Below are 17,842 nucleotides of genomic sequence, written 5' to 3'. Positions count from 1 at the left end.
TGCTCCCGCTGGACGCGAAGCGGCCCCCCAACAGGGTCTGCTGCGCAGCCCGGCGGGAGCAGGCTCCCTCGCCATAACGTAGGAACACAGCCCCACGGAGTCAGGGACACGATGTCGATTTTCCTTTTGTTGCGCGCCTACGCGTCGTCGTTCTTCCATCGCTTCGGCTGGGCAGGCTTGGTCATCGCGATGGTCGTGCACCTGGCCACCGCCTGGATCGGTCTGGTGCTTTTGAGCGAGCAGCACCTCATCGCCGCTGCCACGTTTATCTATTTCTATCTCACCACCACGCTCACTGTCGGCTATGGCGATCTCGCGCCCCAAACGGCGGCGGGACGGATTTTCGTGGCCACCTGGGTGATGCTCGGGGGCATTGCGCTGTTGACGGCAGCCATCGGCAAAACCACCAGCAGCGTCCTCGATGTATGGAGAAAAGGCATGAAGGGCAAAGGCGATTACACCGGTACGGTCGGGCACACCGTGCTGATCGGTTGGGAAGGGGCTTCCAGCGAGCGGGTCATTGAACTGCTGCTGCAGGACGAAACGTCCAATGACAATCTCATCGTCATTTGCGATTGCGACCTTGAAGAAAACCCCATGCCCGGCCAGGCGGCGTTCATCAAGGGCGAAAGCCTGTCTTCCGTCGCACTGTTACAGCGTGCCGGGGTGCCCGGTGCCGAGCGCGTGCTGGTGCGGACCCACTCCGACGACCTGACCCTCGCCACCGTGCTGGCGGTCAATAAGCTGGGGCCGGCCGGGCATGTGGTCGCCCACTTCAATGACAGTGAAGTCGCCGCCCTCGCCAGCGCCTACGCGCCGAGCCTGGAATGTACCTCGAGCATGGCGATTGAAATGCTGGTGCGCGCTTCCCAGGATCCGGGCTCGTCAGTGGTCATCAATGAGTTACTGTGCGTAGGGCAAGGCGCTACCCAGTACCTGATGAAACTGCCCGAGACATTTGAAACGACGTTTGGCGAGCTGTATGCCCGGATGAAAGAGCAACACAACGCCACGCTGATCGGCTATCGCGGCAAAGACGCCCAGCAGCCATCGATCAATCCGCCCAGCGCGACTCGCGTCGAGGGCGGCGAACTCTTCTACATCGCCTCCACGCGTCTCAAGGACATCTCCAATGGGATGGTTTAAGCAGTTGATGGGGCTTGAAGCCCCAAACGCGAACAAGAATACCGGCTGGACCGCCCGTGAAACTGCGCCTGTGAACGGTCCGCTGGGCCTGGCATCCGGCAAAGGGCTGATGTTCGACAGCACGCTGAAGTTGTTGCTCGACGGCACCAGCGCCGTGGTCATTCCGGGCCCCCAGGAAATCTGGAGCATGGGCGTGGTCGACCTCGGCCAATCGAACTGGCTGTCGCGCTTCTACATGAACGACGAAGACTACTGGCTGCAGGTGCACACCAGCGGCGCGGTGGACGGGCAGGTTGAGTCGGTGATTCTGTTCAACTACCTCAGCTACGTCACCGTCAACAGTGAAGCGGAGTTGCGCCGGTTGGCCGGGCCGGAAAGCTTGATCGGCCTGCCGACCTACACCCACGACGGCGTCGAGTACACCCGCGAATGGGGCACCGAGAACGGCCAGACCGAACTGGTGGCGTTGAGCGAGCGCGTGAGCAATCCGGACGAGTCCTACAGCGTCGAGCACCGTTCGATGTTGTACGTGCGCGATACCGGCCTGACGGATCGCCGCGAGTTCCTGCTGTTCTCCGTTGAGGAAGACGCCGAAGGCACCATCAGCCTGAGCACTTCGCTGGGCATTTCGCTGTACACCACCGACCTGACCACTATTTGAATAAGGAAGACGTCCATGCTTGAAGCTCTGTCCATTTCCCTGAACAAAGCCGCCGTGTTCGGCTTCGTTCTGTACATCCTCGGCGCCGCGGTGCTGTTCGCGCTGTTCCAGTTCATCTACACCCGCATCACGCCGCACAAGGAATTCGAACTGATCCGCTCGGGCAACGTGGCCGCTGCAATTGCCCTGGGCGGTGCGATGATCGGTTTCGCCATCCCGGCCAGCAACGTGATCGCCTACTCGGTCAGCCTCCTCGACTTCGTCGTCTGGGCGGTGATCGCCGCGTTCGTCCAGCTGCTGGCCTTTCTGGTCACCAGCCTGGTGCTCAAGGGTGCTTCGCAGCGCATCAAGAACGGTGAAATCGCCGCGGGCATCTACATCGCGGCAGTGGCTATCAGCGTTGGCATGTTGAATGCCGCGTGCATGACGCCGTCCTCGAACTGATCGCGCCAGGAGTCCCCGATGAAACGAAGCAAGTACGTTCAGCTCTCGCTGGCCGCGTCGGTCGCCATGGCGATATCCGGTTGCGGGCCGACGGAAAAAACCTACCCGTTACAGAAGAAATACAACTTCCAGTCCGTACAGCAATGCGTCGATGAAAAACTGCCGGTGGACATCTGCTCTGACGCCTACATGAAAGCCATGGCTGAACATCGCACCATTGCGCCGGTGTACGACAGCCAGGCCGATTGCGACGCCGACTTTGTCGCCGACTGGTGTCAGCAGGATTCCACCGGCAAGTTCATTCCCAAACTGGGAGGCTTCGAACTGACCGCCAATGGCGAAGTCACACAGTCCCAGGTGGACGCCGCGGCGGCCCAATTGCCGGCCTCGGAAGCGACCACCGGTGGCTCGGGCTTCTCCGGCGGCAGCCTGCTGACCGGCTTGCTGATTGGCAATATGTTGAGCAACAACCGCAACAGCTATTACTCCGAACCGGTCTACCGCTATCGCGATGATCGCGGCGGCTACGCGTCCTCGACGCTGGCCCAGCGCGTTGCCAAGGGCTCGACCTTTACCAAGTCGAACCAGGCGCGGTATGGCAGCTACACCGATACCATCCGGTCTGCCAACAAGTCGATCTCCGTGGCTTCATCCACCTCCCGGGGCGGCTTCGGCAGCAAGGCCAGCGCCCGCAGCGGTTGGGGCGGTTCCAGCAGCTCCGGCGGCTGAGGAACGAGGGCCATGAAGAAGATCCATTGCGCAGAACGTCATGACTGGAAACAGACGGCCGAAACCCTCGGCTTTCTGTTCCACACCATCGACGACGAACCCTACTGGGACGAGAGCGCCTATTACCAGTTCACGCTCAAGCAGATCGAGAACGACCTCGAAGACCCGACCACCGAGATCCATGAGATGTGCATGGACCTCGTGGCCCGCGTGGTGCAGAGCGAAGAGATGCTGGAGCGGCTGAGCATTCCCGCAGCGTTTTTCGATCTGGTGCGCACTTCATGGCTCGAAGGCCACCCGCACCTGTACGGGCGCATGGACTTCTCCTACAACGGCAACGGTCCCGCCAGGCTGCTGGAACTCAACTACGACACGCCGACCAGCCTGTACGAAGCGGCGGCGTTTCAGTGGGGCTGGCTGGAGCAATGCATCGAGCGCGGCTTGCTGCCCGCGCATGTCGACCAGTTCAACAGCATCGACACCAAGTTGCATCAGGCCTTTGCCCAGTTGCAGCTCAAGCAGCCGTTCTACTTCGCTTCGATGAAAGACTCAGTCGAAGACAAAGGCACCACTGACTACCTGCGTCTGATCGCGGAGACCGTCGGCATCGAGTCGCGGCACATCGACATCGAGGACATTGGCCTGAACAGTGAAGGCCGTTTCGTCGATCTGGAGGAGCGCTGGATTCCGCATCTGTTCAAGCTGCACGCCTGGGAGTTCATCTTCCACGAACCGTTCGGCGCAGCGATTGCCCAGAGCGATACGCAGTTTTTCGAACCGGCCTGGAAGTCGATCATCTCGAATAAAGGCATCCTGCCGCTGCTGTGGGAATTCAATAAAGGTCATCCGAACCTGCTTGAGGCACACCTGGATACCGATCCCGGCAAAGCGGTGCCCAAGGGCTGGGTGCGCAAGCCGTTCTTCTCCCGGGAAGGCGCCAACATCGAGCTGCAGACGGCCGATGGCTTGATCGTGAAGGAGGATGGTCCGTACACCGACGCACCTTTCATCCTCCAGCAATGCGCGCCGTTGCCGCGCTTCGGCGACAGCTACACGCTGATTGGTTCATGGGTCATTGGCGACCAGGCGGCCGGGATTGGCGTGCGGGAAGACAACAGCCTGATCACCAAGGATTCGAGCCGGTTTTTGCCGCATTTGATTCTGGATTGATCTTCAATTGGAGCAGGGCTTTTGTGTGGCGAGGGGATTTAGCGAAACGTCGCACCGCCCCGCTGGGCTGCGAAGCAGCCCTGAAACCAGACACACCGGTGTGTCTGGTTGACCGAGACGGCAGAGCGGGGACCCAGCGGGGATAAATCCCCTCGCCACAAAAGCAGTTGAGCAGCGCTGCTTTCAGGTCCACCAGTACCGCACCAGATGAAAGAAGATCGGCGCGGCGAAGCACACCGAGTCCAGCCGATCGAGCATGCCGCCATGGCCTTCGATCATGTGCCCCCAATCCTTGACGCCCCGGTCGCGCTTGATCGCAGACATGACGATGCCGCCGGCAAACCCCAGCAGGTTGATCAGCAGCGCGATGAGGAACGACTGCCAGGGGTTGAACGGGGTGATCCACCACAGGGCGCCACCGATCAGCGAGGCCAGGAAAATACCGCCGGCAAAGCCCTCGACGGTTTTCGACGGCGACAGGTTCGGCGCGATCTTGTGTTTACCGAACAATTTGCCGCACACGTACTGCAGCACATCCGACAGTTGCACCACGATCACCAGGTAAGCGATCAGCAGCAGGTTGCGCCCTTCAAAACCGGCGATGTCCAGGGTCAGCAAGGCCGGCACGAAGGAGATGCAGAATACCGCGATCGTCAATCCCCACTGCACCTTGGATGCGCGCTCCAGGAAGTGCGTACTGTCGCCCCCCAGGGACGCGAGGATCGGCAGCAGCAGGAACACATACACCGGGATAAAGATCGAGAACAGCCCGTACCAGTCGTAGTAGATCAGCAGGTATTGCAGCGGCAGCGCCAGGTAGAACGCGGCCACCAGGGCCGGATAGTCACTGCGCCGGGTCGGGGTGAGGGTGAGGAATTCCCGCAGGGCATAGAACGACACCGCGTAGAACAACAGGATCACCGCCGCATTGCCGAGCCAGAACGCGATGCCGATCACCAGCACCATGATCCACCAGGCATTGATCCGGGCGTTGAGGTTGTCGATGACCGAGTTCGGCGCGCCGCGGGTCTTGAGCTTGAGAATGAAACCGATCAGCGAAGCGAGCACCAGAATCGCGCCAATCCCACTGAACAACATCAAGGTATATCGATCCATCAGACGTGCTCCGGGGCCAGTGCCAGCAGCGCGGCGCGGCTGCGTTCAAGAAATTGCTCTTTGCTTTCACCTTCTTCAATGCACAGCGGCGCGCCGAAACTGGTGGTGCACAACAACGGCAGGGGCAGTACGCGGCCCTTGGGCATGACGCGGTTGAGGTTGGCGATCCACACCGGGATCACCTCCACCTCGGGGTGACTTTTCATCAGGTGATAGATCCCGCTCTTGAATGGCAGCAAGCCTTCATCGGGGTTGCGCGTGCCTTCGGGAAAGATAATCAGCGAGTCGCCGTTTTCCAGGGCTTCGAGCATCGGCTGCAAGGGGTTGTAGGACGGATCCTTGCGCTCGCGATCCACCAGCACACCGTTGAACACCCGGTTGATGATGTAGCGGCGCACCGGACTCTTCTGCCAATAATCGGAACCCGCCACGGGCCGGGTGAGCTTGCGCAACGCCGGCGGCAGCGAGGCCCAGAGCAGCACGAAGTCACCGTGGCTGCTGTGGTTGGCGAAGTAGATCCGCTGCACCGGTTGCGGTGCGCTGCCGAGCCACAGGCTGCGGGCGCCCGTGACCATGCGGGCGGCGGAGGTGATGAGATTGGCGACCACGGGTTCGAACATGAGGATTCCTTGTCCCGAGAACTTAAGCAGCAATGCAATTGTTGAAGATGAACAACCGTGGCGAGGGAGCTTGCTCCCGCTGGGCTACGCAGTAGCCCCCAAACAACAGGCCGAATACCATCAGCCTGAAACACCGCAGTGCCTGGTTTTTGGGCCGCTTCGCAGCCCAGCGGGAGCAAGCTCCCTCGCCACAATTGTCATTCACCATCCTGTATTAGTTAACGTTTTAAAAAGCCAGCCAGGGGCTGGCCAGGATGAAGCCCAGCGTCAAGACAACTTGTGCGGCCAGCAACAGCGACTGCCCGCGCAGCAAGCGCAAGGCGCCGTGGCTGCGTTCACTCCAGGGCCGGCCAGCGCGTTCAGCCGGTTGCAGGCCAAGCACGTTAAGCGCCTGATCCAGTGCCTGGGTCCGCTCGGCCAATGGCTGGACACCGTCCGCCACGCGCTGGAACAGATCGGCATCGAACGCCACGCGCAACGCCCAGTATTTTTGCAACACGCCGAGGCTGAACAGCGCGACGCTGAACAGCAGTAACCAGGGATCAACGCTGCCCATCAGCCATTGGCCCAATCCGAGCAGCGCCGCCAACAGGGTCAACCCGGTGGAAAACTGATCCAGCGAATGGCCCCGGCGCAACAGGCTCGCCACGGTGTGCAACTGCATGTCACTGCTCATGGCGATGGCCCTGGCGCAGCGGTTCCAGCGCCTGACGGTGTGCCTGGTGCAAGACAATACGCGGGCGAACGCGCTGGAGCTGCACGATCGCCGCATCGACACTCGCTGCTCGGCCGCTGTGCAACAGCCAGGCGATCACCGCGGTGGCGCTGCGTGAATAGCCCAAGGCGCAGCAGACCAGCACCGGCCCTTGCTGGCGCAGTTTTTCAATCGCTTGCGCGGCCTCCAGGCATTGCTCGGCGGTTGGCGCGGTGAGGTCGAGCACTGGCAACGAGCGATAGGCGATCGTGCTGCTGTCCATGGACATCTCGGCGCAGAGGTCGAGCACCCCGGTGAACGCGCTGTCCTTCAATTCCAGCGGCGTGGGAATGCGCCCCAGCCAGACGTTATCGGTCACGTGATCCGGCTGCGGATGCTTGCGCGTCCACCAGCGGGAATTGATCCAGGCAGCGGCGAGATAAGGTGCCAGCAACCAGCGTACTGCCGGACTCAGTTGGCCATCGGCACGCTTCTGAAAACCGTCGGCATCGAATAGCAGATAGTTGAGCGCCACAAACAACACCGCCACCGCCGGCCAGATCAACCAGAGCCACGCGCCGCCAAAGGCGAACGCCGGGATGAACAGCGCCACCGCACCCACGCCATAACGCAGGGCCAGTTGCAGGCGGCTGCGGTCCGAGGTCAGGCGGGCACTTTGCAGCGGGCTCGGCCGGTCCAGCGGCCACAACCAGACACACAGCCAACCCGCCAATGCCCCCGTCGGCACATCGACAAAATGATGTTGATAAGTGGTCAGCACCGACACGCCGATCAGCGCGAACCAGCCGTGCATCACCCAGCGCCAGACACCGCGCAAGTGCCGCTCATAGCAGACCCAGAGGATCACCAGCAACGCGATGTGCAACGACGGCGCCTGGTTGAACGGCTTGTCGAAACCCGCCAGCACATCGAACAACCAACCGAATACTCCATCCATTTCCGGCCGGGGGAAGGTGAAGCGCAGCGGCCAGATCAGGAAGCAACTGACCGCAATCGCCTGGGCCGTGAGCAGGCGCAAGGCGTGGCGCTTCAGTTCCGCACGGCTGCTGGGTAGCAACAGCGACAGGCCGTACAGCAGGTCAATCGACCAGTACGGCACGATGGTCCAGGCCATGAACGGCATGTGGCTTTCCCAGCCGAACACCAGGCTGCCGACGTCGTCGCGTTGGGACGTCACCCAGGTGGCGAAACCGTAGGTGCTGAAGAACAGCGGCGCGAGCAATAGCAGCCAGCACACCGCCGGTTTCAGCAGGGCGGGTTCGCGGGGCGGGGCGATGACGGCGCTCATCACTGCACGCGCTGCGCCAGCGAAACGCTGAAGATGCCCCACTCATCGACCCGCAGAGTGATCTTGCGGAATCCCGCCGCCTCGACCAGTTGATCCATCTCGGCCTGACTGCGCCGACGCATCACCCAGGCCTGGCCGGCGCGGTGACTGGTGAGGGCGCGGGCGATCAGTTCCAGTTGCGGATGCCATGGCTGGCCGGTGTAGACCAGGTAACCACCAGGCTCCACCGCTTCAGCCAGGCCGGCGAGCGAGCCGCCGACCATCTGGTTGTCGGCAAACAGCTCGTACAGGCCGGACACCACAGCGAGGGTTGGTTTGGGCTCCAGGGTCGCCAGGTCCTGACGATCGAAGGCGTCACCTTTGACGAAGCGGGCGATGTCGCCCAGGCCTTTTTCAACAATCAGTGCACTGCCGTCGCGCACGTTGATGTCGCTGTAGTCACGCAGCAGGATCGATTCGGGCAGCGGGCTGACGCCTTGCAGCGCCTCGAGAATGTAGCGGCCGTGGCCGGCGGCGATGTCGACGATGCGCACCTCGCGGTTCTCTTCGCGCAGCTTGCCCATTGCCAGGCGCAGCAACTCCTCGACATTCAGTTTGCGCTGGCGAATGCCGCGCCAGCCGATGGAGTTCAGGTAGTTTTGGTCAATCATCCTGCCAATCGGCGAGGTGCCGGTGGGGCGATTGCGGTAGACGTAATCCAGGGTGCTGCCGGAGTCGAACCCGGTGTCGAAGCCCAGCTTGACCCCATCCGACATTGTGCTGCCGAAGCGCATGCTGGCGCGGGTCATGCGCCAGTACAGGTCGCGCAGCGAATTGTGCGGCAGGGGCGTGGCCAGGGCTTCGGACTCGGCGCAGGTTGCGCCCAGGCGATCGGCGTCCAGTAGGGAAGGGCGGTCCAGCGGGCGGGCGAAGTTCTGCAGGATGAAACGCCGCGCACTGGCAATGGCCGGTGCGCGGTTCTTCTCGCCCAGGGTGTCGTGGAAGAACCCCGGCAGGATGTGTTTTTCCTTGTGCAGGCTGCCCAGGCGCTCGAAGAACTGCTCCTGGGGTTTGCGATGCACCACAAAGTCCGAACCGGAGATCAACAGCTGCGTCGGCACCTGGATCGCCTGGGCATCGGCGACCACGCGGTCGGCGGCTTCGTACAGGCCCAGCAGCACGTTCACCGAAATCGCCTTGGTGATCAGCGGATCGCTGTCGTAGGACGCCACCCGCTCCGGGTCATGGCTGAGGAACTTGGCCTTGACGTAACTGTTGACGAAAAAGTTGCCGCGAAACCTGCGCATCAGCGCCAGGCCCGGGCGGGCGAACGGCACGTAGAGCTTCACCTTGAAGGCCGGCGACGCCAGCACCAGCGAGCGAATGCGCGGCGCGTAATCGTGGACCCAGGTGGACGCAATCACCGCGCCGACGCTTTGCGCCACCACGGCAATGTTCTGCTCGTCAATCTGGTGGGTCGCGCCGATGTGATCGCAAAAGGTCTGCACGTCCCGGGCGCTGGTGGCGAAACTCGGGCTGTCGCCCCGTGCACCGGGAGACTGGCCGTGGCCACGGGCGTCCCAGGCGAAAAACTCGAAACCGGGCAGATCCAGCTCATCCACCAGGTGCGCGATGCGCCCGGAGTGCTCATGACCCCGGTGAAACAGCAACACAGCCTGGCGGGGTTCGCCCGGGTCCGCGGCCACGGCCGGCCAGTGCCGGTAGAACAACTCCACGCCGTCGTGAGTGGTGAATGTCCGGTCTTGAGCTTCGCGCATTGCGACTTCCTTATGCTGAGGGAGCGTTTTCCTTCACCTGGCCCAGGCCATGACGGACCCGGTTGACCAAGGTATAAACCAGCAGGGCGGCAACCACCGCCATCACACCATCGACCCACAGCGCCCCGAGCCAACCCAAGGCAATACCGGTCGCCAACACGCCAAACACAAAGGCCCGATCACTTTTCCCCATCGGCCCGTCATAGCGCCGCGAAGCCCCGACCATCGCCCCCAGCACACCCGCGTATTCGCTGAACAACGCCAACAGCGTGACCAACAACACGAGCAACAGACTGGCATCGGGAATCAGGGCAAAGGGAAGGATCAGGGCCGCGTCGGCGATGATATCGCATAGCTCATTCAGGTAGGCACCCAGATGCGATTGCTGCCCGAACTCCCGCGCCAGCATGCCGTCCACGGCATTCAAGGCCATGCGCAGGAACATCCAGACCGGCACCAGCACAAACACCCACGGATGACCGGCAAACCAGGCAATGAACGCACCCACCAGCACAGAAATGATGCCCGCGAGCAAGGTCACCTGGTTCGCCGTGACGCCCTTGTCGTACAGCCGCTGGACGGCGGGGCGCAGCAGGTTCTGAAAGGCGGGTTTGAGCTGGTAGATGGAGGGCATCGGAATGGGATCTCGGACCGGTTTTTCGGATGAACGGTGTGCAGGTGCGAGATTACGACAGGTTGGGGTGTTGCTGGTGGGTATTTGTTGGGAATGAGCTTCGGTCTACATCTTGCGGTGAGTCAGCCTGCGGGTGGAAACCCATTCAAATGTGGGAGCGAGCTTGCTCGCGATAGCGGTGCCTGTGATGTTGAATTTCGCCGTTCACAACCTGCTCAGTGGCAGGGCTACGGGGTCGAAAAGCCACTCAGGCACGCCAGGACTGTTGATGATGGAGCCGTGGTGACGCTGCTCGTCGCACCAGTAGCGATTGTCCTGGGCCGGATCGAGTTGGAGCGCCTGGGCCAGTCCCACGGTGGTGCGGCCGGCGGACAGCAGGACATCCACGGCAGTGCCCGCCAGCGGTGTGGCTTGCCACTTGGAGAGCAGCAGGATATTGCCATGGACACAGTCATGGCTGACCAGCTGTGCATCCACCAGGTCGTTGATGTAAGCGTATTGCGGATCGGCCTCCAAGCGTTCAGCGATGCCGGCCGGCGTCAGGCCATGTAGATCGACCAGGAGCGGCGGGTCCACCAGCAGTACCCGCGGCGACGCGCTTTGCGCCAGGCAACAGCCCGCCACATAGGCGCCGAAGGAGTAACCCAGCACCCCATCCATCGCCGTCAGGTCATGCTCCTCGGCAATTCGCCGGGCCAGGACCTCGACACTGGAATAGGGCCAATAGTCGCTGTAGTTGATCGGCACCACGGTCATGCGTCCCTTGAGTGCCCGTGCCAGCGCGGAAAAGCAGATCGGATGGCCAACGAAGTCGGGAAAGCAGAGCAACTTCATGGCTGTTCCCCGGCCGCGATAAAACACTCGAGAAAGGCCAGGGCCCGGTCCTGCGGCAGATAGCTGTTGAGCAGTACCTCGCAGCCCAGGGCTGACTTGACCAGGGTCAGGTCGAGCAGGGTCTTGGGCCGTTCGGTGAGCGGGTTGGCGATCCAGCTCTGCAACCACTGTGCATCGCTGGCCGGTAACTCGACGAAGTTGAACAAAAAGGCCGGGGTAAAACCGTACAGCCCCAGCGCAGCGAGTATTTCCTCATGGCCGATGATCGCCCGGGCCAGTTTGGCGTTCAGGTAATGCACGCTCGCTTGCGGATCGCTGTCGCCGGCAAACAACTGGGGTGTCAGGGGAACCGGCACCGTATGGCTGGAAAAACCGCTGATCACCGAAGTGTCGGCCCAGGCGAACAGCAGGCTGACGATCGGCGCTTCGATCGCCAGGGTGCTGGCGCAGCTGTGGCGAAATGCCCGTAACAGGTAGAACAGCCGTTGCGGCGTCGCCATCTTCAGTGGGTCGATGGCCAGCGGTGCCCGCAGTTGCACGACCTTCACGCTCGCTGCCGGGGTCGCGACATCGGCCAAGGGGGCATATTCATCGGCTTCCTGCGCCCAGGCGGCGCTACAGGCATCCGCCTGGCGCTCATATTCGTCGGCCTGTGTCAGGTTGTTGTCGATGAAGGAGAAGTCCGCCGCCTGCTGCGACGGCTGCGGGTCACGCGCCAACTGTTCCACGGTTCGCAGCAGACTGAGCTGGCCGACATGGTTGCCAAGGATGTGATGCAGCCACACCCCCAGGTGCAGGGTGCCGTCTATGCGCACCTTGAACAGGTTGCACAGGTCATGTTCGAACAGCGACAGCGGCTGCTGGAGAAAGTGCTCCACGCAGGCGTCCTGGGTTGCGAAGTCCAGCACCTCGTCCAGTAGCAGACGGGCCGGTGGCTCGGGGGCCAGGTCGAAACAGTATTCGCCTTCGACCCGCGCGACCCGACAGGCCGTCAGCGGATACCGCCGACACAAGCCCTGCGCTAAGGCTTGCAGGTCCACCGGCGCGGGGGCCAGGCGTTCGGGCTTGAACAGGTAGAGCACATTGTTGGCCCGCAAGTCCTTGTTGAACAGTTCGGCATAAACCATCGATAACTGGCTTTTGTTCAAGCCGATCCAGCGGGTATCCCCGTCGGCGTCCAACAGCCCGTGCCAACGGCGCAGCGTCCCCTGGGCCTGCTCGGCGCAGGTGGCCCGCACCACGGCAAACCGCCCCAGGTGGGTATTGATCGAGAACGGCGCGTGGATATCAGGCATGACGGGGCTCCTGCTCCAATGGAATCACGTAGTAATGCTCGGCGCCGCTTTCCAGCAGGGATGCCAGGCCGGGTTGGCGTTCCAGCCAGGCCAGCAACTGGTCGAGGCTGGTCATCCGGTAGAACTGCTCCAGGTCGAGGCACTCCCAGCCCAAGTGCTGGTTTACCGTGGCCACAAGTTTGATCGCCCCCAGGGAGTTGCCGCCGTTGGCGAAGAAGCTGCCCTGACGGTCATGAGCGAGCACGCCGAAACGGGCGAGAAAGCGCCCCTGCGGTGAATCATCCTGCCGGGGCGCCGACTCTCCACTGCACAGGCGATGTTTGAGTTCAGCGAGATCGAGCTTGCCGGATGTGCGCAGCGGAAACCGTTCCACCCCGGCAAAACGTTGCGGCACCATGAAAGGCGGCAGGTTGCGTCGGCCATACTCGGCCAGTGCCTGTGGCGTTATCCCGTCGGCTTCCAGGTACACCAGCAACAGATGCGCCTCAGTACCCTGGTCGTCCAGCAGCACCACACAGTCGAGCATCCCCGCAAAGCGCTTGAAGGCTGTGGTGACTTCGCTCAGCGACAGACGCTGTCCACGCAGTTTGATCTGGTCATCCGTGCGTCCATGGAAGTGATAGAGCCCATTGCTGTCGCGGGAAACCAGATCGCCGCTGCGATAGCAACGCAGCAGCCGTCCCTGCCAGGGCAGGTCGATGAAACGCTCCTGGGTCAATGCCGGGTCGCCGATGTAGCCGGGCGACAGGCCATCACCGGCAATCAGCAGTTCGCCGGGTTCGTCCACCGTGCACGCCTCGCCATCGGCCCGCAGCAGCAACAACGTGGCATCGTCCACGGCGTGCCCGATGGGAATGTCCCGCTCGCTGTCGAACGCTCTCGGGATGGCATAAACGCAGGTGCCCATGGTGTTTTCCGTGGGGCCGTAACCGTTGTAGAGGGTCAACCCGTCGACGGCGGCATAGGCCTGCCGGATATGCCGCGCCGAAAGCGCTTCACCGCCGACCATCAGCCGTTTGACGCCCACCAGCCATTCACGGTCGATATCGATGAAGGTGTTGAACAGCGTCGAGGTCAGCCACAGGCTGTCGACCTGTTGCTCATGGACATGCCGGCGCAGTTGCTCAAGGGTCAAGGGGCCGGGCGCATGGATGTGCAGCGTGCCGCCATTGAGCAGTGCGGTCCAGATCTCGAACTGTGAGGCATCGAAGGTCAGGTTCGACGCATAGAGCATGCGAAAACCCGATGTCAGTGGAAAATGCCGTGGCCGGTCGCAGAAACCCAGTACACCGCGATGGGTGCAGGGAATGATTTTCGGCGCGCCGGTAGTACCGCTGGAAAAGTTCACGTACACCGGCTCATCGCCGGACAACGGCGGTGGGCACGCCGGCTCGTCCGCAGGGGCCAGCAGATCCTTGAGCAGCAGGTGCCCCGGACCTGCATCGACGGACGTCGTCACTCGCCAGCGCACGCCGATGCGTTCACAGACCGATTCGTTCCAGGCGTGCGGATTGCCCCGATCCAGATAGCAATAGGACAGACCGGCGCGGACCACTCCCACCAACAGCACCAGTTGTTCGATCGAGCGCTCGATGTCCAGAGCCAGGGTGCTTCCCGGCGCCAGGTCGAGGTGCGTCAGGTGGGTGGCAACCTGCGTCGAACGCTGCGCCAGCTCCGCATAGCTGAGTTGCACACCGTTGCAGCTCAGCGCCGTGTCCGAGGCGTGGCGGACGAACATTTCATCCAGGCGCGAAACAATCGATGGGTGGCCCATGGGTCACGCTTCCCTGTGCTTGATCAGGTTGATTCCAGGGGCGAAGAATGCCGCTGAATTGTAGGTCAGCAAGGCTTGCGCCAGGCTCATCTCGACTCGCTGCAGCCGGCTGATCCAAGCCGTTGCGCTCACCAAATAGTCGAGGCAGCGGGCGATGTTGCGGTCCACCGTGGCCTCCCCTGGCAGGCATGGCACGCTTTTGAGCCCGTGATGGTAGGCGTCGTCGCGATAGCCGTTGCCACAACGCGACACGTTGATGATGTCGACATTGCCCATTTGCGGTGAAAGCTCCAGGGTCAGGCTGACCCGGCCGACATTCACCAGCCTGGAACGGGTACGGCCGTTGCCCTGAGGGTCGAGCAGTGCCAGGAGGCGAGGCAGCAAGGCTGTGATGTCGCCGTCGATGCACAGGAATATCTGCGTGAAGTGCCCAGCCATCGTGCCCGGCTCGGCCTGCAGGTCGAGCACCTGTACCGGCAGGCCTGGCTCGATGGCGGTCGGGTTCAGGTCCGCTACCCAGATCTGTGCGTCGTGACAGGCGGCCACCAGCCCCAGCATCTTGCCTACCAGGCCCATGCCTACCACCAGAATCCGCTCCCCAGGCCGCAATTGCGCGCGATCCACGGCATGTACGGCGGTGGCGCCGAGGGTGGCGAGAATCGCCTGGTCCAGGGGCAGTGGTGCGGGCACCTTGCACACCAGTCGTTGTGGCACCTGGATCCAGTTGGAGTGGGTGGCGATCTTCCAGCCCATGGCAACCACCCGGTCGCCCTGTTGCAAGTCTTTGACCCGGGCCCCGACCGAGCTGATGACCCCCGCGGCGCAATAGCCCAGCGGCAAGCGTTCGGCACTGTCCCGGAGCTGCTGGATATAGTGACGTTCGGTGCCGGGGCTGACCAGGGAGTAATCCACGGCCACCCGCACTTCGGTCGGTGCCAGGGGAGCGATGGGTTCATGGCAGGCGATGACACCATCGGCGCCACAGGCAGTCAGCGTGTATCGACTGGCGTTCATCGAGCCTCCCGCCCGGTCAGGCGATCCAGGCAGCGGGCAAAACCCGGAAAGGAGGTCTGGTAGCAATGCCCTTCGAGAATGTTGGCTTGCAGCCCATGGGCCAGCAGCAACACATGGGCGGTCATGGACAGGCGATGATCGCCAAAGGTCGGGACCGCCTGCACCACTCGGGGGATTTGCCCACCCACGACATGCACGTCATATTCCTCGACCTGATAATCCAGGCCCAGTGCATTGAGCATGCTGCGGGTGGCAGCGATCCGGTCCGACTCCTTGAAGGTCAGCTCGTAAAGGTCGCTGAAGGTCGCCGACCCCGGCAATACGCAACTGATGGCCAACGCCAGCGGCACTTCGTCGATCATCGCGTGGAACTGATGCTTGTCCCGTAGCCCGCTGGCCCTGGGCTGACCGCCGCCACTGAGCAGCAAGCGACCGACAGGCTCACCATGGCGAATGCCGTCCACCTCCATGCTCAGGTTGAAACCACAGTCCGCCAGCCAATTGAAGAACCCCAGGCGCGTCGGATTCAGGCAGACGTTATCGAAACTCAGGCGCTGCCCGGCATGGTGGCGGTTGCACAACAGGAACAACGCCGCGGGATAGGCAATGGCCGACGGGTCGCGGGGAATGCTGATCTCGGCGGGCACTTCACAGTTCAGGGGCTGGTAGTGGATCTGCAGATGCTTGTCCCGCAAGCGGTCACCGAAGCTGTCGATGATGCGCTGGGTGTGATCCCGGGCCACCACCGGATAATGGATGGACAGCGGCTTGCGCGCCGCGACCCCGGCAAACAGCAGGGTGCTGATGGCCTGGGCACTGCCGATGCGGATCCGGGCGGCGCCACCCTGGAACGGCGCCTGGTGAATACGGATCGGCAGCGACCCCGGCCGGCCCAGATATTCCAGGTGAGCCCCCATCTGATTCAGCGGCTCGACGATCCAGTCGAAGGGTCGGTTGCGCAGGGTTTCATCGCCGTCGACGATGCACGGTACATTGAGGCCCACCAGCATGCCGATCAACAAGCGCGCCGCCGCGCTGGAGGGCCCCAGGTCAACGCGCCGCTCATGGGTACTGGCGGCGAAGGTCCCGCTGATCTCCAGTGTCTGCGGCCCCTCGCCGTGGCTGACTTCAAGCCCGAGCTGTTGCAGGGCGTCGAGCAACAGGGTCACGGCCTTGCCCCGGTTCAGGTCATGCAGGCGCACCGGGTGTGGCGCCAGTGCGGCAAACAGGATCATGCGGTGACTGATGGACTTGTCCGACGGCAGCTCGGCGTCGACATTGGCCCAGACCTGCTGCTCGCCGGCCAGCGTATAGTCAATGGACCGGTCCGGGTAATCGATCATGGTGCGCTCCTGTACTTGGCGGGGTTGATCAGTTCAGCGTCGTCCACCAGCGCCTCATCGTCGTAGTGGTCGCCTACGCCGGGTCCCGCAGGCAGTACCAGCGGCTGGGTCTCGTAGAAACGCCGGCGGTTTTTCTTGCGCTCCAGGCCCAGGTTGAAGCCTCCCAGGTCGACCACCCAGCTCTCCAGACGCCCGTGGGCGATGGCGCTGTCCACCAGGGCCTGGCCCATCTCGGTGCGGATCAGCGCACGACCGTGTTTCTTTTCGTCGGAGCCATTGAGGCTGGCTTCGAAAATATTGGGGTCGCCATCGCAGACACTGACGTCGGCCAGGCCGCTCATCCAATCTCCGCAACTGAGGCAACGGAAGGTCTTGTTGTCCTTGAGCTTGCCGAGGATTTCCCAGAAGTCGACGCTGTAGGTCTGGCTGTCCAGCAGGGTCACCTGCAGTCGTCCGGGGTAATCGCCTTCGCGATACTTGATGTCGCGGACTTGTTGCGGGTCTTGCTCGAGCACATCGGTGATGATGCCGCGGGTACCGGCCGGCAAGGTGTTGGACGAACAGGCGGTCTCGATCACGCAGACGATCTGGCGGCTGGCCCAGCGTCCGATGGGCGTGTCCCGGCGTTGCAACTTGCGGATCGCCTGAACGTGGCAAGCCAGGCCCACCAGGGCGATGCGCGCAGCGGGGCGCTGCTCGAAACATTCACGCAGGGCGTTCAGGTAGGGGGCCAGTTGGTAGGTGGACTGGGCGTTATTGATGATCGCCGCTTGCGCACCACTCAGTTGCGGCATGCTGCGCCAGCCCTGCTCGGGATGACGGCCCATGGTCAGGGTCAGGTCCACGGCAAAGTGTTCCTGTGCGGTCAGCAACAACGTGGTGGCGGTACCACCACTGGCCGAGCGCCGGACAACGTGTTCGTCGGTGGCGCGGGCGCCGATGGCGGCGCGGCTGATCCCCAGCCAGCGCTCGTCGGCGCGGCGGGTGCGGCCGAACAGCTCCAGCTCGGAGCGATCGGTATCCGGTTGCAGGCCCGGACACACCGCCAGGCATTCGGAGCAGGTTTCACAGCTGTCGCCGATGCCGTCCAGCAAGGGGATCACCCGATCCGGGTCGAAGTGGATCACCTGCTCCGGACAGACCAGGGCGCAGGCGCCACAACCGGCACATAGATTTTGGTCGAGCACCGTCAGTTTCAACAACATCCCTGTCATAGTGATAATCCTCGCGTGCCATTTTCCGGGTGCAGCCGACCGCACCCCGTCGATTGAGGGGCGAGCGACTTGCCTGTGCTGAGTGGCC

General features: G+C 62.6%; 17 protein-coding genes. 5 read left to right on the top strand and 12 right to left on the bottom strand.

Annotation, left to right across the window (positions count from 1 at the left end; translation table 11 throughout):
- Nucleotides 1-111 precede the first annotated feature (111 nt).
- Genes LOY67_RS24545 through LOY67_RS24525 form a run of 5 tightly spaced genes read left to right on the top strand, consistent with a single transcriptional unit; the run spans nt 112 to nt 4,150 of the window.
- On the top strand, nt 112-1,146 hold the full coding sequence (locus LOY67_RS24545) for an ion channel (RefSeq protein WP_265064820.1): 1,035 nt from the start codon (nt 112-114) through the stop codon (nt 1,144-1,146).
- A complete protein-coding gene (locus LOY67_RS24540; RefSeq protein WP_265064819.1) occupies nt 1,133-1,807 on the top strand; it encodes a YjfK family protein in 675 nt (224 codons plus the stop codon). Before LOY67_RS24545 ends, LOY67_RS24540 begins: the two co-directional genes overlap by 14 nt.
- A gap of 15 nt (nt 1,808-1,822) precedes the next feature.
- Nucleotides 1,823-2,251, top strand: coding sequence for a DUF350 domain-containing protein (locus LOY67_RS24535; protein ID WP_265064818.1), 429 nt, complete (start codon nt 1,823-1,825; stop codon nt 2,249-2,251).
- Between the two features lie 18 nt (nt 2,252-2,269).
- Nucleotides 2,270-2,980, top strand: coding sequence for a DUF1190 domain-containing protein (locus LOY67_RS24530; protein ID WP_265064817.1), 711 nt, complete (start codon nt 2,270-2,272; stop codon nt 2,978-2,980).
- A gap of 12 nt (nt 2,981-2,992) precedes the next feature.
- Nucleotides 2,993-4,150, top strand: coding sequence for a glutathionylspermidine synthase family protein (locus LOY67_RS24525; RefSeq protein WP_265064816.1), 1,158 nt, complete (start codon nt 2,993-2,995; stop codon nt 4,148-4,150).
- A gap of 183 nt (nt 4,151-4,333) precedes the next feature.
- Here the strand turns inward: LOY67_RS24525 and LOY67_RS24520 are convergent, their stop codons facing one another.
- The 12 genes from LOY67_RS24520 to LOY67_RS24465 form a co-directional block, all read right to left on the bottom strand.
- A complete protein-coding gene (locus LOY67_RS24520) occupies nt 4,334-5,266 on the bottom strand; it encodes a phosphatidate cytidylyltransferase (protein ID WP_265064815.1) in 933 nt (310 codons plus the stop codon).
- A complete protein-coding gene (locus LOY67_RS24515; RefSeq protein ID WP_265064814.1) occupies nt 5,266-5,886 on the bottom strand; it encodes a lysophospholipid acyltransferase family protein in 621 nt (206 codons plus the stop codon). Before LOY67_RS24515 ends, LOY67_RS24520 begins: the two co-directional genes overlap by 1 nt.
- Before the next feature lie 226 nt (nt 5,887-6,112).
- Entirely contained in the window at nt 6,113-6,562 is a 450-nt protein-coding gene (locus tag LOY67_RS24510) for a hypothetical protein (RefSeq protein WP_265064813.1), read from the bottom strand.
- Nucleotides 6,552-7,889: a phosphatase PAP2/dual specificity phosphatase family protein gene (locus LOY67_RS24505; protein ID WP_265064812.1), complete on the bottom strand. Its 1,338-nt coding sequence runs from the start codon at nt 7,887-7,889 to the stop codon at nt 6,552-6,554. The genes LOY67_RS24510 and LOY67_RS24505 overlap by 11 nt, the downstream gene beginning before the upstream one ends.
- The gene (locus tag LOY67_RS24500; RefSeq protein WP_265064811.1) at nt 7,889-9,646 is read right to left on the bottom strand and encodes a bifunctional alpha/beta hydrolase/class I SAM-dependent methyltransferase; all 1,758 of its coding nucleotides are present in this window, start codon (nt 9,644-9,646) and stop codon (nt 7,889-7,891) included. Before LOY67_RS24500 ends, LOY67_RS24505 begins: the two co-directional genes overlap by 1 nt.
- Before the next feature lie 10 nt (nt 9,647-9,656).
- Complete coding sequence (locus LOY67_RS24495) at nt 9,657-10,280, bottom strand: CDP-alcohol phosphatidyltransferase family protein (protein ID WP_265064810.1); 624 nt, start codon at nt 10,278-10,280, stop codon at nt 9,657-9,659.
- A 204-nt stretch (nt 10,281-10,484) separates the two neighbouring features.
- Nucleotides 10,485-11,114 (bottom strand): thioesterase domain-containing protein, encoded by a 630-nt coding sequence (locus tag LOY67_RS24490; protein WP_265064809.1) that lies wholly within the window; start codon nt 11,112-11,114, stop codon nt 10,485-10,487.
- Nucleotides 11,111-12,409 (bottom strand): hypothetical protein, encoded by a 1,299-nt coding sequence (locus LOY67_RS24485; RefSeq protein ID WP_265064808.1) that lies wholly within the window; start codon nt 12,407-12,409, stop codon nt 11,111-11,113. The genes LOY67_RS24490 and LOY67_RS24485 overlap by 4 nt, the downstream gene beginning before the upstream one ends.
- Nucleotides 12,402-14,183 carry a non-ribosomal peptide synthetase gene (locus LOY67_RS24480; protein ID WP_265064807.1) on the bottom strand — a complete coding sequence of 594 codons (1,782 nt, stop codon included), beginning with the start codon at nt 14,181-14,183 and terminating at the stop codon, nt 12,402-12,404. Before LOY67_RS24480 ends, LOY67_RS24485 begins: the two co-directional genes overlap by 8 nt.
- Nucleotides 14,184-14,186: 3 nt before the next feature.
- Entirely contained in the window at nt 14,187-15,197 is a 1,011-nt protein-coding gene (locus LOY67_RS24475) for an alcohol dehydrogenase catalytic domain-containing protein (protein ID WP_265064806.1), read from the bottom strand.
- On the bottom strand, nt 15,194-16,540 hold the full coding sequence (locus LOY67_RS24470) for a 3-phosphoshikimate 1-carboxyvinyltransferase (RefSeq protein ID WP_265064805.1): 1,347 nt from the start codon (nt 16,538-16,540) through the stop codon (nt 15,194-15,196). Before LOY67_RS24470 ends, LOY67_RS24475 begins: the two co-directional genes overlap by 4 nt.
- Entirely contained in the window at nt 16,537-17,754 is a 1,218-nt protein-coding gene (locus LOY67_RS24465) for a Coenzyme F420 hydrogenase/dehydrogenase, beta subunit C-terminal domain (RefSeq protein WP_265064804.1), read from the bottom strand. The genes LOY67_RS24470 and LOY67_RS24465 overlap by 4 nt, the downstream gene beginning before the upstream one ends.
- Between the last annotated feature and the right edge of the window lie 88 nt (nt 17,755-17,842).

The sequence above is a fragment of the Pseudomonas sp. B21-056 genome, from assembly GCF_026016325.1.
Taxonomy (GTDB): domain Bacteria; phylum Pseudomonadota; class Gammaproteobacteria; order Pseudomonadales; family Pseudomonadaceae; genus Aquipseudomonas.
This window is presented reverse-complemented; position numbering and strand designations above follow the sequence as displayed.

Bases quoted from the DNA above. Each gene is read 5' to 3' on its own strand.
- LOY67_RS24545 (WP_265064820.1), top strand. From the start codon at position 112: ATGTCGATTTTCCTTTTGTTGCGCGCCTACGCGTCGTCGTTCTTCCAT.
- LOY67_RS24540 (WP_265064819.1), top strand. From the start codon at position 1,133: ATGGGATGGTTTAAGCAGTTGATGGGGCTTGAAGCCCCAAACGCGAAC.
- LOY67_RS24535 (WP_265064818.1), top strand. From the start codon at position 1,823: ATGCTTGAAGCTCTGTCCATTTCCCTGAACAAAGCCGCCGTGTTCGGC.
- LOY67_RS24530 (WP_265064817.1), top strand. From the start codon at position 2,270: ATGAAACGAAGCAAGTACGTTCAGCTCTCGCTGGCCGCGTCGGTCGCC.
- LOY67_RS24525 (WP_265064816.1), top strand. From the start codon at position 2,993: ATGAAGAAGATCCATTGCGCAGAACGTCATGACTGGAAACAGACGGCC.
- LOY67_RS24520 (WP_265064815.1), bottom strand. From the start codon at position 5,266: ATGGATCGATATACCTTGATGTTGTTCAGTGGGATTGGCGCGATTCTG.
- LOY67_RS24515 (WP_265064814.1), bottom strand. From the start codon at position 5,886: ATGTTCGAACCCGTGGTCGCCAATCTCATCACCTCCGCCGCCCGCATG.
- LOY67_RS24510 (WP_265064813.1), bottom strand. From the start codon at position 6,562: ATGAGCAGTGACATGCAGTTGCACACCGTGGCGAGCCTGTTGCGCCGG.
- LOY67_RS24505 (WP_265064812.1), bottom strand. From the start codon at position 7,889: ATGAGCGCCGTCATCGCCCCGCCCCGCGAACCCGCCCTGCTGAAACCG.
- LOY67_RS24500 (WP_265064811.1), bottom strand. From the start codon at position 9,646: ATGCGCGAAGCTCAAGACCGGACATTCACCACTCACGACGGCGTGGAG.
- LOY67_RS24495 (WP_265064810.1), bottom strand. From the start codon at position 10,280: ATGCCCTCCATCTACCAGCTCAAACCCGCCTTTCAGAACCTGCTGCGC.
- LOY67_RS24490 (WP_265064809.1), bottom strand. From the start codon at position 11,114: ATGAAGTTGCTCTGCTTTCCCGACTTCGTTGGCCATCCGATCTGCTTT.
- LOY67_RS24485 (WP_265064808.1), bottom strand. From the start codon at position 12,409: ATGCCTGATATCCACGCGCCGTTCTCGATCAATACCCACCTGGGGCGG.
- LOY67_RS24480 (WP_265064807.1), bottom strand. From the start codon at position 14,183: ATGGGCCACCCATCGATTGTTTCGCGCCTGGATGAAATGTTCGTCCGC.
- LOY67_RS24475 (WP_265064806.1), bottom strand. From the start codon at position 15,197: ATGAACGCCAGTCGATACACGCTGACTGCCTGTGGCGCCGATGGTGTC.
- LOY67_RS24470 (WP_265064805.1), bottom strand. From the start codon at position 16,540: ATGATCGATTACCCGGACCGGTCCATTGACTATACGCTGGCCGGCGAG.
- LOY67_RS24465 (WP_265064804.1), bottom strand. From the start codon at position 17,754: ATGACAGGGATGTTGTTGAAACTGACGGTGCTCGACCAAAATCTATGT.